The 14,970-nt window shown below is 42.8% G+C and carries 8 protein-coding genes and 4 pseudogenes; 4 read left to right on the top strand and 8 right to left on the bottom strand.

What is annotated here, in order from left to right; genetic code table 11:
* Positions 1-199 precede the first annotated feature (199 nt).
* Positions 200-1,324 (bottom strand): iron-sulfur cluster carrier protein ApbC, encoded by a 1,125-nt coding sequence (gene apbC, locus C3Z13_RS10025; protein WP_103855824.1) that lies wholly within the window; start codon positions 1,322-1,324, stop codon positions 200-202.
* A 190-nt stretch (positions 1,325-1,514) separates the two neighbouring features.
* Between apbC and metG the strand changes: the two are divergent.
* Positions 1,515-3,570, top strand: a pseudogene (gene metG, locus C3Z13_RS10020) (methionine--tRNA ligase).
* Between the two features lie 58 nt (positions 3,571-3,628).
* Here the strand turns inward: metG and mnmC are convergent.
* Positions 3,629-5,658: pseudogene (gene mnmC / locus C3Z13_RS10015) on the bottom strand (bifunctional tRNA (5-methylaminomethyl-2-thiouridine)(34)-methyltransferase MnmC2/FAD-dependent 5-carboxymethylaminomethyl-2-thiouridine(34) oxidoreductase MnmC1).
* Positions 5,659-5,815: 157 nt separating this feature from the next.
* On the opposite strand from mnmC, the gene fabB reads away from it, so the two are divergent.
* Positions 5,816-7,036 (top strand): beta-ketoacyl-ACP synthase I, encoded by a 1,221-nt coding sequence (gene fabB, locus C3Z13_RS10010; protein ID WP_103855823.1) that lies wholly within the window; start codon positions 5,816-5,818, stop codon positions 7,034-7,036.
* A 74-nt stretch (positions 7,037-7,110) separates the two neighbouring features.
* On the opposite strand, the gene priC is transcribed toward fabB, so the two are convergent.
* The 6 genes from priC to C3Z13_RS11540 all read right to left on the bottom strand — a co-directional run bounded on the left by priC (position 7,111) and on the right by C3Z13_RS11540 (position 11,410).
* A complete protein-coding gene (gene priC / locus C3Z13_RS10005) occupies positions 7,111-7,692 on the bottom strand; it encodes a primosomal replication protein PriC (RefSeq protein ID WP_103855822.1) in 582 nt (193 codons plus the stop codon).
* Positions 7,693-7,799: 107 nt separating this feature from the next.
* Positions 7,800-9,158, bottom strand: coding sequence for a Na+/H+ antiporter family protein (locus tag C3Z13_RS10000; RefSeq protein ID WP_103852752.1), 1,359 nt, complete (start codon positions 9,156-9,158; stop codon positions 7,800-7,802).
* 51 nt (positions 9,159-9,209) lie between these two features.
* Entirely contained in the window at positions 9,210-9,857 is a 648-nt protein-coding gene (rnt, locus tag C3Z13_RS09995; protein ID WP_103855821.1) for a ribonuclease T, read from the bottom strand.
* Between the two features lie 94 nt (positions 9,858-9,951).
* On the bottom strand, positions 9,952-10,359 hold the full coding sequence (gene gloA, locus C3Z13_RS09990; RefSeq protein ID WP_103855820.1) for a lactoylglutathione lyase: 408 nt from the start codon (positions 10,357-10,359) through the stop codon (positions 9,952-9,954).
* An 85-nt stretch (positions 10,360-10,444) separates the two neighbouring features.
* Positions 10,445-11,146, bottom strand: a complete 702-nt coding sequence (locus C3Z13_RS09985) for a YggS family pyridoxal phosphate-dependent enzyme (RefSeq protein WP_103855819.1) — start codon at positions 11,144-11,146, stop codon at positions 10,445-10,447.
* A gap of 57 nt (positions 11,147-11,203) precedes the next feature.
* Entirely contained in the window at positions 11,204-11,410 is a 207-nt protein-coding gene (locus tag C3Z13_RS11540) for a hypothetical protein (protein WP_146256894.1), read from the bottom strand.
* Positions 11,411-11,448: 38 nt separating this feature from the next.
* On the opposite strand from C3Z13_RS11540, the pseudogene thrA reads away from it, so the two are divergent.
* Together thrA and thrB are read left to right on the top strand one after the other, a co-directional pair.
* Positions 11,449-13,895, top strand: a pseudogene (gene thrA, locus C3Z13_RS09980) (bifunctional aspartate kinase/homoserine dehydrogenase I).
* A gap of 9 nt (positions 13,896-13,904) precedes the next feature.
* Positions 13,905-14,848 (top strand): annotated as a pseudogene (gene thrB / locus C3Z13_RS09975) (homoserine kinase).
* Positions 14,849-14,970 lie beyond the last annotated feature (122 nt).

The raw sequence follows: 14,970 nt of genomic DNA, 5'->3' as shown, positions 1-14,970 counted from the left end.
TTTCTTTGCTTACTCTCTTTTGGGTAAGCAAAAGAAAGGAAGTCGCCAACGGCGAAACCTGTTATTTATCATAAAGAAATAAGTAATCAGCCAACAATAATGAACTAAATAACAAATAATAAAGAGCGGTACTTTTCCACAAATTTTTAACCACTTAAAACTCCGTGAAAAACCACCGCTCTTTTTGCTTATGTTATTTTTATTCCACCGCTTTAAATAAAATCTCGCTTGGAATAATTTCGCCTTGCCAATAAAGCTCGCTGGCAACTTTTTCGGCGAGTTGTAGGAAAGATTGGGCAATTTCGCTGTCTGGTGCGGAAACCACCGTTGGTTTGCCGTTATCCATATCTTCACGCAAGCGGATATGTAATGGCTGTTGTGCAAGCACTTTTACTTGATATTTTTCCGTCATTTTTTCTGCCCCGCCTGTACCAAAAATAGGTTCGTGATGACCGCAGTTGCTACAAATATGCACAGACATATTTTCCACAATGCCAAGCACTGGGACAGAAACGCGCTGGAACATTGAAATGCCTTTAATCGCGTCAATTAAAGCAATATCTTGCGGTGTGGTCACCACAATCGCGCCAGTTACAGGGATTTGTTGTGAGAGTGTAAGCTGAATATCACCTGTGCCAGGTGGCATATCAATCACTAAATAATCTAGCTCCACGCCGTCTTTCGCCCATAAGGTTTCTTGTAAAAGCTGGCTTAGCGCACTGCTTGCCATTGGGCCACGCCAGATGGTGGCGTTATCAGGTTCCATCAAATAGCCAATGGAATTGGTGCGTAATCCATACACTTCAATAGGGTTAATATGTTTGTTGTCTGGCGAAGTCGGGCGCTGATCTGCCACGCCAAGCATATGGGGGACAGACGGGCCATAAATATCCGCATCGAGCAAGCCAACTTTTGCGCCTTGTGCTTGTAAGGCTAAGGCTAAATTGACGGAAACGGTGGATTTACCCACGCCGCCTTTGCCTGAACTTACTGCAATAATATTTTTGATGCCTTTTACCGCTGGGTGATTATTGGCGCGTTTTAAGGTGGCGATTTGGTAGTTCAGCACCCATTTTACTTCTGTGGATTGAGTGATTTTTTCTAGTGCATTGGTTAGCGCTGCTTTTAATTGTTCAAAACCACTGTTCCACGCAAAAGGCATTGTGATTTCAATGCGTAAAACGCCTGCACCTAGCTCTACTTTTTTGATCGCATTGAGAGTGATTAAATCACGTTGTAAGCTAGGGTGTTGAAATTGTTGGAATAATTGTTGAATTTCGGCTTGTTGAGCCTCGCTTAAATTCGCTGAAAAATGAATGCTCATCATTATTTCCTATTGTTAAGTCGCTGTTAAGTAAATGGTTAGAGAATAGTTGAGTAAATTTGTGGGTATATTTAAACACGGCAAGGCGGTGCTGTTAAGTATAAATTGAGATAAACCGCCTTGAACTGGAAAAATACCGCCAATAAGGTAAAATTCAGCACAATTTTTCTGATGATAAAGGTAACAGATAATGTCAAATTCACCTCGTAAAATTTTAGTCACTTGCGCATTGCCTTATGCAAACGGTCCGATTCATTTAGGACATATGCTTGAGCATATCCAAGCCGATATTTGGGTGCGCTTCCAACGTATGCGTGGCAACGAAATTTATTTTGTTTGTGCTGATGATGCGCACGGCACGCCAATTATGCTTAAAGCCGATCAAATGGGCATTACCCCTGAGCAGTTAATCGCCGATGTGCAACAAAAACACGTTGAAGATTTCAAAGGCTTTAACATTAGTTTTGATAATTATTATTCAACCCATAGCGAAGAAAATCGCGAGCTAGCAGAAAGCATTTACAACAAATTAAAAGAAAATGGTTTTATCAAAAGCCGTACTATTTCGCAATTATTCGATCCTGAAAAGCAGATGTTCTTGCCTGATCGCTTTGTTAAAGGCACTTGTCCAAAATGTAAATCCCCTGATCAATATGGCGATAACTGTGAAGTTTGTTCTGCCACTTACAGCCCAACGGAATTAATCGATCCGCGTTCTACGGTATCGGGTGCAACGCCTGTGTTGAAAGAAAGTGAGCATTTTTTCTTTGACTTACCAAGTTTTGAAGCAATGTTGAAAGCGTGGATTCGCTCTGGTTCATTGCAACAAGAAGTGGCGAATAAAATGCAAGAATGGTTTGAAGCGGGGCTGCAACAATGGGATATTTCTCGTGATGCGCCTTACTTCGGCTTTAAAATCCCGGGTACAGAAAATAAATATTTCTATGTTTGGCTTGATGCGCCGATTGGTTATATGGCGTCTTTCAAAAACCTGTGCAACCGCAAAGGTGATATTGATTTTAATAGTTTCTGGAATAAAGACAGCCAAGCTGAGCTTTATCATTTTATTGGTAAAGATATTATGTACTTCCACTCATTATTCTGGCCGGCAATGTTAGAAGGGGCAGAATTACGCAAGCCTGATAATATTTTTGTACACGGTTATGTTACGGTGAATGGCGAGAAAATGTCGAAATCTCGCGGTACATTTATCCAAGCGGCAACCTATTTAAAACACCTTGATCCCGAATATTTACGCTACTACTATGCGGCAAAATTAGGCAACCGCATTGACGATCTAGATCTCAATTTGGAAGATTTTGTCCAGCGCGTGAATACCGATGTGGTAAATAAATTAGTCAATCTTGCTTCACGCAATGCAGGCTTTATCCAAAAACGTTTTGCAGGGGAATTAGCGGCCAGCTTGCAAGATCCTGTTTTATTCGCTGAATTTACTTCACAAGCGGATCACATTGCAGCTTATTACGAAAACCGTGAATTCGGCAAAGCCATTCGTGAAATTATGGCATTAACGGATAAAGCCAATAAATATATTGACGAAAAAGCCCCTTGGGTCATTGCCAAAGAAGAAGGTCGCGAGCAAGAATTGCAACAAGTTTGCTCAATGGGTATTGAGTTATTCCGTGTATTAATGGGCTACTTAAAACCTGTGCTACCAAAATTAGCCGAGCGTGCTGAAGCCTTCTTACAGACAGAAATTACTTGGGATAACCTTGCAACACCGTTGCTTGCTCACAAAATTGCGCCGTTTAAAGCCTTGTTCTCTCGTTTAGATATGAAACAAATTGAGCAAATGATCGACGCATCAAAAGCAGAAAATGCTCAACTCAATCCGCAAAGTAGTATAGAAAAAAAAAAGTGCGGTGCAAAATGCAGCAGATTTTGAACCTTTTGAAGAAACCATCACCATTGATGATTTCGCCAAATTAGACTTGCGTGTTGCCAAAGTACTGAAATGCGAAGCCGTGCCCGAAAGCAATAAATTATTGAAATTTATCCTAGATTTAGGCGTGGAACAGCGTCAAGTGTTCTCGGGCATTAAAGCAGCCTACAACAAACCAGAAGATCTGGAAGGCCGAATGGTGATTATGGTCGCCAACCTTGCACCGCGCAAAATGAAATTTGGTATGTCAGAAGGAATGATCCTTTCCGCAGGCACGGGCGGTGCAGATTTATTCTTGCTTGATGTAGATTCTGGTGCGAAAGCAGGCGCGCGCGTGAAATAATAATCGCAAATTATGATAGAAAATAGAAAAAAGGCGAACCTAATGTTCGCCTTTTTGTTTACGCTACTGGCGTGCCTTTCAGCAATTTTCTTATCCAGCTACGATTTGGGCTGAGCTGATGCAAAATATCTTCACTTAACGGCAAAGGTTCGCCATAAATTAATGAAGCTAGCACTTCACCAAGCAAAGGCGCGGACGTTAATCCCCTTGAGCCTAATGCACCGATTAAATAAAGATTGTGATGAATTACCGCAGGCGGAATAGGCTGTTTGCGGCGGCGTAGATTAAAGAGATTTTTATAGTCTTCTACTTGCTGTGCGAAATTTGGCACGTTGCCCACCATAGGAATGCGATCGCGCACGGAGCAACGTACACCGACACGCGCCAAGTTGCCCGAGGTATCAATCTCATTCACCCATTCTACACCCGAAAGATTTTGCTGAATTTTGTGCTGATTTTCTTGCTGTTCTTGTTGGCTAAATTGACGATCTTGATTATCACGAACGTGGCTTGCTCCAATGCAATGGCTACTTTTTTCTTGATCTACAGGGGTGAGATAGCCGTCATAGCAAAGCACCGCTTTAAGGTGTTTTAGCTGTGCTGTGGTAGGAATTTGGCTCACTTGTCCACGCACAGGGTAAACGGGTAGTTGTGCGGTTTGGCTAAAGTCTTTGAGCTTATGTCCGTTAGCAATAATGGCGATCTGATGAGAAAAGGTTTCACCCTGTGAATTAGTCAGCGCCCAGCCTTCGCCTTGTTGAGAAAGTGCGGTGATTTTTTGCGAAGTTTTTATCGTTACGCCACGCTTTTGTAAATAAGCAAATAAATTTTGCACGAACTGACGAGGCGCAAGCCAAGCGCCTTGTGGAATAAATACGCCATCGCAAGGCAGTGGCAAACCGACTTTCTCGCTCAATTCCGCTTGAGAAAGACGTTGAAATAAGGCTTCGGGCAGATCTAAGTGAGAAATTTTGTCTAATTTCACCGCACTTTTATGATCATAAGCGCAGAGCGCCACGCCGCAAAAATCCCGTTCAAATTCAATGCCTTGCTCAATCACCCAATGCAGTTGCTGTTGCCCATATAAAAACGCGTGAATATAAAAACGAATGTTACGCTCATCATCATCGCTCAGCTGCGGATAAAATGCCCCTTGCTTGTTGCCTGACGCGTTGAGCGCGGTTTGCTCATCTTCACAATAAAGCGTGATATTCGCGCCACGTTGTAATAAAGAAAGCGCGGTAAAGGCAGAAGCAATACCGCCGCCGATAATGGCGATGTCTTGCGTTTCATTCATTTGAGCCGCTTGTGGAAAATACCAAGGGGTTAACATTGCGCAAGTGCGGTGGTTTTTGGCGGAGTTTTCGGGTTTTACCCCTGCTAAACATTCACGCTTTTTACCGTAGCCTTTGCGTTTATGCACGATAAATCCTGCATTTTCTAAGCCTTTTCGCACCGCACTTGCAGCGGTGAAAGTGGCAAATGTGCCGTTAGGTTTGCAATAATCAAACATTGCGTTGTAAAGCTGATCATTCCACATTTGCGGATTTTTACTCGGCGAAAAGCCATCTAAAAACCACGCATCAATGCGATTTTGCATATAATCACCCAGTTGCGGCAGGTTTTCCGCTATCTCACCAAACCAAATATCCAACGTGGTTTCGGCAAAATGAAAACACTGGCAGCCTGTGATCATCGGCTGCCAATGGCGACAAAGTTGCGTGCTTAAATCGGCAAATTCAGGATAAGGCTGATGAGTTTGGGCTAGTTGTGTTGGATTGAGCGGATATTTTTCAAAAGAATAAAAAACAAGCGTTTCAGCGGACTATGCGGATTGGCTTGACGAAATTGACGAAAAAGCTGGGTAACAGCAAAAAAATTCAGCCCTGTGCCAAAGCCAGTTTCGGCAATCACAAAATGCCCTTGGTTAAACTGATGCCAACGTTCCCACAGCGCATTTCCTTGTTGAAATACATAATGACTTTCCTCCAAACCGTCTTGGTTAGAAAAATAGACATCATCAAATTGGTGGGAAACGGGCGTGTTTTCTTGATTAAAGTAAATCTCTGCGTGATTAAGTTTAAACATCTTTGCTGGCGTCTTTGTTGTGCTATTCGAGTTTGCTATAATAGCGAAATTTTCGGGATTGGTCGAACCTTCAAAGAAATGCTTGCAATATTTTCATTTCGTAGTAAGTTAGCGACCGACTGTATTTTTTACTCTTTCAACGCAAAAGGAATAATCTATGAGAAGAGCGGTGATTACTGGTTTCGGTGTCATTTCCAGTATTGGTAACAATAAAGAAGAAGTATTAGCTTCATTAAAAGCGGGTAAATCAGGCATTGAGTTAGTGCCAGAATTTGTGGAAATGGGTATGCGTAGCCATATCGCAGGTACGCTCAAAATTACACCTTCAGAATTGATTGATCGTAAAGTTTATCGCTTTATGGGCGATGCGGCGGCTTATGCTTATCTTTCAATGAAAGAAGCCATTGAAGACGCAGGCTTAACAGAAGAACAAGTGTCTAACGATCGCACCGGTTTAGTGATTGGTGCAGGAACAGGTTCTGCGCACAATCAGCTTATCGCTTGTGATGCCGTGCGTGGCCCGCGTGGTGTGAAAGCGGTTGGTCCTTATGCGGTAACCAAAACGATGGCATCAAGTGTATCAGCTTGTTTAGCCACCCCTTACAAAATCCGTGGCGTGAATTATAGTATCAGTTCTGCTTGTGCCACTTCTGCCCATTGTATCGGCCACGCTTTAGAATTAATTCAATTAGGCAAACAAGACATTGTTTTTGCAGGCGGTGCAGAAGAATTATCGTGGGAATGTGCCACCGAATTTGACGCAATGGGTGCGGTTTCCACCAAATATAACGATACCCCAGAAAAAGCTTCGCGCGCTTATGATGCAAACCGTGATGGTTTCGTGATTGCAGGTGGTGGCGCTGTGGTTGTGGTTGAAGAATTAGAACACGCCCTTGCGCGTGGTGCAAAAATCTATGCGGAAATCGTGGGTTATGGCGCAACTTCTGATGGTTATGATATGGTTGCACCAAGCGGCGAAGGCGCGGAACGTTGTATGAAACAAGCAATGGCAACAGTAGATACTCCTATTGACTACATCAACGTACACGGCACATCAACGCCAGTGGGTGATGTGAAAGAATTAGGTGCGATCAAAAATGTTTTCGGTGATGAAAAACCAGCCATTTCATCAACAAAATCAATGACAGGCCATTCACTAGGTGCGGCTGGTGCACACGAAGCCATTTACACCTTACTAATGTTAGACAACGATTTCATCGCCCCAAGCATAAACATCGAAACCCTCGATCCACAAGCGGAAGGAATGAACATCGTAACAGAAACCAAAGAAAACGCGGGCTTAAATACCGTAATGTCAAACAGCTTTGGCTTCGGCGGCACAAACGCAACATTGGTGTTTAGACGTTATACAAAATAAACCAAGCCAAAATAATAAAAAACGCTTTCAGTAAGAAAGCGTTTTTTTATATTCAATCATTGTTAGCATTTGAGCTATTTGTCATTCTTTTGCGACTGTTCTAAAGCTAAATATCCTTCCAATAATTCAATGGCTTCCAAACAGCGTGCGCGGCGTTGTTGGGTGTGTGCGATGAGCTGTTGGAGCCGTTGTTTTTCCAATTCTTCTTGGGCTTGAAAATACTGATCTTGTTGCTGCTCAATTTTTGCATTTAAGGCTTGTAGGGCTTCGTAATATTTCTCTAAGCGTTCCCTTGGCGGCAGGCGATGAATGGCGTGTTGCTGCTTATCCTTTGCGCTGAGTGGCGCTTTTGTGGGATTACGCTGCGTTGTTTTTCTTGATTTCTGTTGTTTTATGGCATCTAGCAGGGCTTGTAACTGGGCAAGCAGTTTTTCGCTATAAAATTGACATTGAGCCTGTTCGTTTTCTTGCAAACGTGCGATTTGAGCAAGGGTGTTGTCTAATTCGGCACGATAAAATTTGAATAGCTGGAAATCTTCACTAAATAAAGTGCGGTCAAATTTTGCATAAATTTTCTCTGTATCAGGCATTGGATATTGCTGATAACATTGCGAAATTTTTTGGCGTAACGCTTGAATGAGTTGAGTTTTGTTCATTTTTCCGTTCAATATTGATTGAGTGAGATTGGGTAGCGCGGAAATTATCGCATAAAAAAGGACATCTTGTGATGTCCTTTTTCTGTCTATCTTCTATCTAACATTGCTTATAAATACATTGCAGCCAACCAGCCGAAAATAATTAATGGAATGTTGTAGTGAATAAAGGTAGGTACGACAGAATCCCAAATGTGATCGTGTTTGCCGTCCATATTCAAGCCTGATGTTGGGCCGAGTGTGGAGTCGGAAGCTGGGGAGCCTGCATCACCGAGTGCGGCGGCCACGCCTACGATAGAAACCGTGGCTAATGGGCTAAATCCAAGGGTTAAACATAGTGGCACATAAATTGAGGTGATGATTGGCACCGTAGAGAAAGAGGATCCGATCCCCATTGTGATAAACAAGCCCACAATTAACATTAATAATGCGGCTAATCCTTTGTTGTCTGCGCCTAAGCCTTGGCTGAATGTATCCACTAATTGGGTTACGCCGCCAGTGGCGTTAATCACCGCAGCAAAGCCTGATGCAGCAATCATCACAAAGCCGATCATTGCCATTAGGCGTAGGCCTTGTTGGAAAATATCGTTGCTTTCTTTGAGTTTGAAAATGCCACAAACGGCGAAAATGATTAAACCTGCTAAACCGCCGATAATGGTGGAATCAGTGAAAAGTTGTAAACCGAAAGTAACCACAATCGCAACAATGCTAGCAATAACGTGGAACGGCTTGATGTTCGCAATATGCTGTTCAATTTCTTGCGTGCTAAGGTTGTTGTCTGAAACGGCATATTCTCTTGGTTTGCGATAAGTGATGAACACGGCGGTGAGTAAACCTAAAATCATTCCAATCACCGGTAACATCATTGCAAGGGAAACTTCGCCAACGCTGGTGTGTAAGCCGAGCGGTGCGCCCACTTGGTTAATATTTTTCACCAAAATGCTTTCGATAAAGATTTTCCCGAATCCCACTGGCAAGAGCATATAAGTGGCGGTTAAACCGAAAGTTAGCACACAAGCCACGGCACGGCGGTCAATTTTCAATTTATTGAAAATGGCGAGCAGTGGTGGGATCACAATAGGAATAAAGGCGATATGCACAGGCAATAAGTTTTGTGATGAAATGGAGAAAATCACCAACACCGCCAAGATGAAATATTTAAACGTTGCCATTGAAAGCCCGTTTGGCGAATGGCCGAGTTTTTGAATCACTTTGAAAGCGAGCAAATCGGTAATGCCTGATTTAGAAATTGCCACAGCAAATGCACCTAAAATAGCGTAGTTCATCGCCACTTCAGCGCCGCCGCCTAAGCCACCCGTAAAGGTTTGAATGGTTTCGCTCATTGTTAAATTGCTGCATAAGCCTGCGGTTAGCGCGGAAATGATCAAAGCAATCACCACGTTAATGCGCAATAAACTTAACGCAAGCAATACAATGATAGAAATCACAACAGGATTGGAAAGTAACATTGCATTGTCCTTATTTAAGAGAAAAGAAAATTTATAAAAAAATTACCGCACTTATTCTGTTATTTGATGGGGAAAACCACCTAATTGTTTGAGATGGTTTACCATATAACAGAATAATTCTGCGGTGCGTTCTGTATCATATAAAGCGGAATGCGCTTGTTTATGATCAAAAGGAATGTTCGCCGCTTGGCAGGCTTTCACCAATACCGTTTGACCGAACATAAATCCGCTTAATGTGGCGGTGTCAAACATTCCAAAAGGGTGGAATGGATTGCGTTTGGCTTGCACGCGCTCAGCCGCCGCCATTAAGAAACTTTGGTCGAAGGTGGCATTATGTGCCACGATAATGGAACGTTGGCATTCCGCTTGTTTTTGCGCCTGACGCACCATTTTGAATAATTCGCTAATGGCGATATTTTCCGAAATCGCACCGCGTAAGGGGTTATCAATATCAATGCCGTTAAATTTGAGTGAATCAGGATTAATATTCGCCCCTTCAAAAGGTTGAATATGAAAATGGCACTTTTGATCTGGCAATAAGAACCCATTTTCGTCCATTTTTACCGTAATAGCGGCGATTTCAAGTAACGCATCAGTTTTTGCGTTAAAGCCTGCGGTTTCTACATCAATAATCACGGGCAAGTAGCCACGAAAGCGGTTTTTTAGCAAATTATAATTAATGGGTTCGCTTGTTGTCATAACATTATGGACTATCAGATCAAAGGTGAGATAAAAAGTGCGGTGTAAAATTTTGCGAAAATTTCCACCGCACTTTTTAACCGTTTATTTTAACTTAGTTGCCTAATCCGGCTTGTGCATTTTTATTTTCGATAAACTCGATTTTGTAACCATCAGGATCTTCCACGAAGGCAATTACTGTTTTGCCGCCTTTTACTGGGCCCGGCTCACGAGTAACTTTTCCGCCTGCTTGGCGAACGGCTTCGCAAGTGGCATAAATATCGTCCACGCCGATAGCGATATGCCCGTAAGCATTGCCCAGTTCATATTCGTGTACGCCCCAGTTGTAGGTTAATTCAAGCACAGAAGCTTTGTCTTCATCGTCATAACCTAAAAAAGCAAGGGTATATTTATATTCTGGATTTTCGCTGGTGCGCAATAAACGCATACCTAACACATCTTGATAAAATTTAATCGAACGATCTAAATCGCCCACGCGTAACATTGTATGTAAAATTCGCATAATCATCTCCAATCAGCAAAAAATTGTAGGCATTATGCCATAATTAGGGGGAAAAAGCATTACAGAGTTTTGTCTTAAATTTCGCTTATTTGCTATAGTCCCTTGCACCGAAAATCGCCGTGCCAACGCGTACCATTGTCGCACCGCATTCAATGGCACTGGTGAGATCATCAGACATTCCCATTGAAAGGGTGTCAATTTGACATTCGGGCAACGCGGTTTTTAATTGCTGGAAAAGCTGTTGCATTTGGCTAAAGGCCTGCTTTTGCTCAGCGATATTTTGCGTTGGGGCGGGGATCGTCATCAAGCCACGCAAACATAAGTGCGGTAGATTTTTGATGTGTTTTGCCAAATCGAGCATTTCCGCAGGTTGAATGCCTGATTTACTACTTTCATCGCTAATATTAATTTGAATCAGCACATTCAACGGTTTTTTGTAGTGGGGACGCTGATCGTTAAGACGATCGGCAATCTTGGCACGATCGAGGGTTTGCATCCAATCAAAATGTTCCGCCACTAAACGGCTTTTATTCGATTGCAACGGCCCGATGAAATGCCATTCGAGATCGAAACCTTGCCCCTCAAAATGCTGAATTTTTTCTACCCCCTCTTGCACATAGTTTTCGCCAAATTGATGTTGTCCCGCTTGGTAGGCAGTCAAAATGGCTTCTACGGGCTTGGTTTTGCTCACCGCCAATAGAGTGATATCCGTGCTGGCTCGCTGAGCTTGCTCGCACGCTTGTTGGATTTGTGTTTGCACCTGTTGTAAATTTTGTTGAATTGTCATTGTGGGCTTACCTATATCCTATGAAGTTTCGCATTATTTTAACAAAATCATTCTATATTATTCATTTTCTGTTTGACAAGGCGTGAAAATTTCGGTATTTCTAACACCATTATTTTTGTTAGGAAAATCACAACAATGCAACGCACAATGGCAATTATTATGACCACCACCATTATTACCATTACGATGAATGGGGCGGGTTAGTGCGTTAAAAACAGGATCACAGAAAACCCGCATTACAAAGTGCGGGTTTTTTATAAGCATTTTTTGCATTCACAACATTTATACTGAGGAGAATTTCTATGCGAGTATTAAAATTTGGTGGCACTTCGCTGGCAAATCCAGAACGTTTTTCACAAGCGGCACGGCTGATCGAAAAAGCCCATTTAGAAGAGCAAGCCGCTGGCGTGTTATCGGCCCCCGCTAAGATCACAAATTACCTTGTCGCCCTTTCTGAAAAAGCAAGCCAAAACCTACCAACTGATACCGATTTTAATCAAGCACTTGAAATTTTCTATACCATTATTAATGGCTTATATGCCGAAAATGAAAATTTTGATCTCGCAGGAACAAAAGCCCTGATTGATGCGGAATTTGCTCAAATCGCCGAGCTTTTAGCAGAAATTCGTGCTAAAGGCGTGTTAGATGACGCAGTGAAAGCGACCATTGATTGTCGCGGGGAAAAGTTGTCTATCGCAATGATGAAAGCCTGGTTTGAAGCCCGTGGCTATCAAGTTACGGTGATTAATCCCGTGGAAAAACTTTTAGCACAAGGTGGTTATTTAGAATCTTCGGTGGATATTGAAGAATCCACCAAACGCATTGATGCGGCAAGTATTCCGCCGAAAAATGTAGTGTTAATGGCAGGCTTTACTGCGGGCAATGAGAAAGGGGAACTTGTTTTACTCGGTCGTAATGGTTCAGATTATTCCGCCGCGTGCCTTGCTGCCTGTTTAAATGCTTCTGTGTGTGAAATTTGGACAGATGTGGACGGCGTGTTTACCTGCGACCCACGCCTTGTGCCTGATGCACGTTTATTGCCAAGTCTTTCTTACCGTGAAGCAATGGAACTCTCTTATTTCGGGGCGAAAGTGATTCACCCACGCACCATTGGGCCATTAGCACAAGCTAATATTCCTTGCTTAATTAAAAATACAGGTAATCCAGATGCCAAAGGCTCAATTATCGACAGCAATGCGCAATCAGAACAATTACAAGTAAAAGGGATCACCAACCTTGATAATTTGGCGATGTTTAATGTGTCAGGGCCGGGAATGCAAGGAATGGTGGGAATGGCCGCTCGCGTGTTCTCTACAATGTCAAAAGCTGGCGTTTCGGTGATTTTAATTACCCAATCTTCTTCTGAATATAGCATCAGTTTCTGTGTGCCTGTAAAAGCAGCAGAGGTGGCAAAAAATGCGTTGGAAGTGGAATTTGCCCAAGAACTGAAAAACCAAGATTTAGAAGAAATCGAAGTGATCAAAGATCTTTCCATCATCTCCGTGGTGGGCGAGGGAATGCGTCAAGCGAAAGGGATTGCTGCCCATTTCTTTTCCGCATTAGCACAAGCAAATATCAGCATTGTAGCGATTGCACAAGGATCTTCTGAGCGTTCTATTTCTGCCGTAGTGCCACAAAATAAAGCCATTGAAGCGGTGAAAGCAACGCACCAAGCCCTTTTTAATAACAAAAAAGTGGTGGATATTTTCTCGTTGGGGTAGGTGGCGTAGGGAGTGAATTAATTGAGCAGGTAAAAAATCAGCGAGATTATTTAGCAAAAAAGGACATTGAGATCCGCGTTTGTGCCATTGCAAACTCAAATAAAATGTTACTTGATGCCAATGGCTTAAATCTGGATCACTGGCAAGAAGATTTGGAAAATGCCACACAGCCCTCTGATTTTGATGTGTTGCTTTCTTTTATTAAATTGCACCACGTTGTAAACCCCGTATTTGTGGATTGCACATCAGCGGAAAGTGTTGCAGGCTTGTATGCGCGTGCTTTAAGCGAGGGTTTCCACGTGGTTACGCCAAACAAAAAAGCCAACACCAGAGAACTCGAGTACTATAATTTATTGCGTGAAGATGCGCGTAAAAGCCAGCATAAATTCTTGTATGAAACCAATGTGGGCGCGGGCTTGCCAGTGATTGAAAACTTGCAAAATTTATTGGCTGCTGGGGACGAATTAATCCGCTTTAGTGGCATTTTATCTGGCTCGCTTTCCTTTATTTTTGGCAAGTTGGAAGAAGGACTATCGCTTTCAGAAGTTACCGCATTAGCGCGTGAAAAAGGCTTTACTGAACCGGATCCGCGTGATGATCTTTCAGGACAAGATGTGGCGCGAAAATTGCTTATTTTAGCTCGTGAAGCAGGCTTACAATTAGAATTAAGCGATGTGGAAGTAGAGGGCGTGTTGCCAAAAGGTTTTGCGGAAGGCAAATCAGTTAACGAATTTATGGCAATGTTGTCACAGCTTGATGCAGAATTTAAAGCTCGCGTGGAAAAAGCGAAAGCAGAGGGCAAAGTACTGCGTTATGTTGGACAAATTGAAAACGGCAAATGCAAAGTGTCGATTGTAGAAGTCGGGCAAGATGATCCACTGTATAAAGTAAAAAATGGTGAAAATGCCTTAGCATTCTACACCCGCTACTATCAGCCAATCCCATTATTATTGCGTGGTTATGGGGCAGGAAATGCGGTAACTGCGGCAGGGATCTTCGCTGATATTTTAAGAACATTACATAATTAAGGAGCATTTATGTTACGAATTTACGCCCCTGCATCTAGTGCGAATATCAGCGTGGGCTTTGATACATTGGGGGCGGCGGTGTCCCCAATTGATGGCTCATTATTGGGCGATGTGGTGCAAGTGGAGGCAATCAGCCAAGGCTTTGAGCTAGAAAGTGCGGGTTATTTTGTGCGTAAATTACCCAAAGAACCACAAAAAATATCGTCTATCAAGCCTACGTTCTGTTCAGTGAACGGTTAAAATTGCGTGGCGTTAAAGTGAAGCCTCTCCGCCTCACGCTCGAAAAAAATATGCCGATTGGCTCAGGGCTTGGCTCAAGTGCTTGTTCCATTGTGGCTGCTTTGGTGGCATTAAACAAATTCCACGATGAACCGTTTTCCAAAATGGAATTATTAGAAATGATGGGCGAATTGGAGGGGCGTATTTCAGGCTCAATTCATTATGACAATGTTGCCCCTTGTTATTTAGGTGGGGTGCAATTAATGGTACAATCGCTTGGCAATATTTGTCAGCAGTTGCCATTTTTTGATAACTGGTATTGGGTGTTGGCATACCCAGGTATTGAGGTTTCTACCTCAGAAGCACGAGCCATTTTGCCGAAAAGCTACACCAGACAAGATGTAATTACCCACGGTCGCCATTTAGGGAGCTTTGTTCACGCTTGCCACACACAGCAAGAAGCCTTAGCCGCCTATATGATGAAAGATGTGATCGCAGAACCTTATCGTGAAGCACTATTACCAAACTTCGCTGAAGTTAAACAAGCGGTACGCGATCTTGGCGCACTGGCTTCTGGCATTTCAGGCTCAGGCCCAACAATGTTTGCTATCGCACCAGATTTAAACACCGCCAGCAAAGTGGCCACTTATTTGGAAAATCATTATCTACAAAACAACGAAGGCTTCGTCCACGTTTGTAAAGTAGATAACCAAGGCGCAAGAGAATTGGGCTAAAAATTGCCCAAATGGAAGTAAAACTATAAAAGCAATATTATCTGCAAAAAAGGTAACTTTTACCGCTTTTGTAAAGCAGATAATAAAGTGAAAGGGAGTAAAAATCCCCGTCCAAACCGCCC

This window comes from Avibacterium endocarditidis, from assembly GCF_002921145.1.
Lineage (GTDB): Bacteria > Pseudomonadota > Gammaproteobacteria > Enterobacterales > Pasteurellaceae > Avibacterium > Avibacterium endocarditidis.
This window is presented reverse-complemented; position numbering and strand designations above follow the sequence as displayed.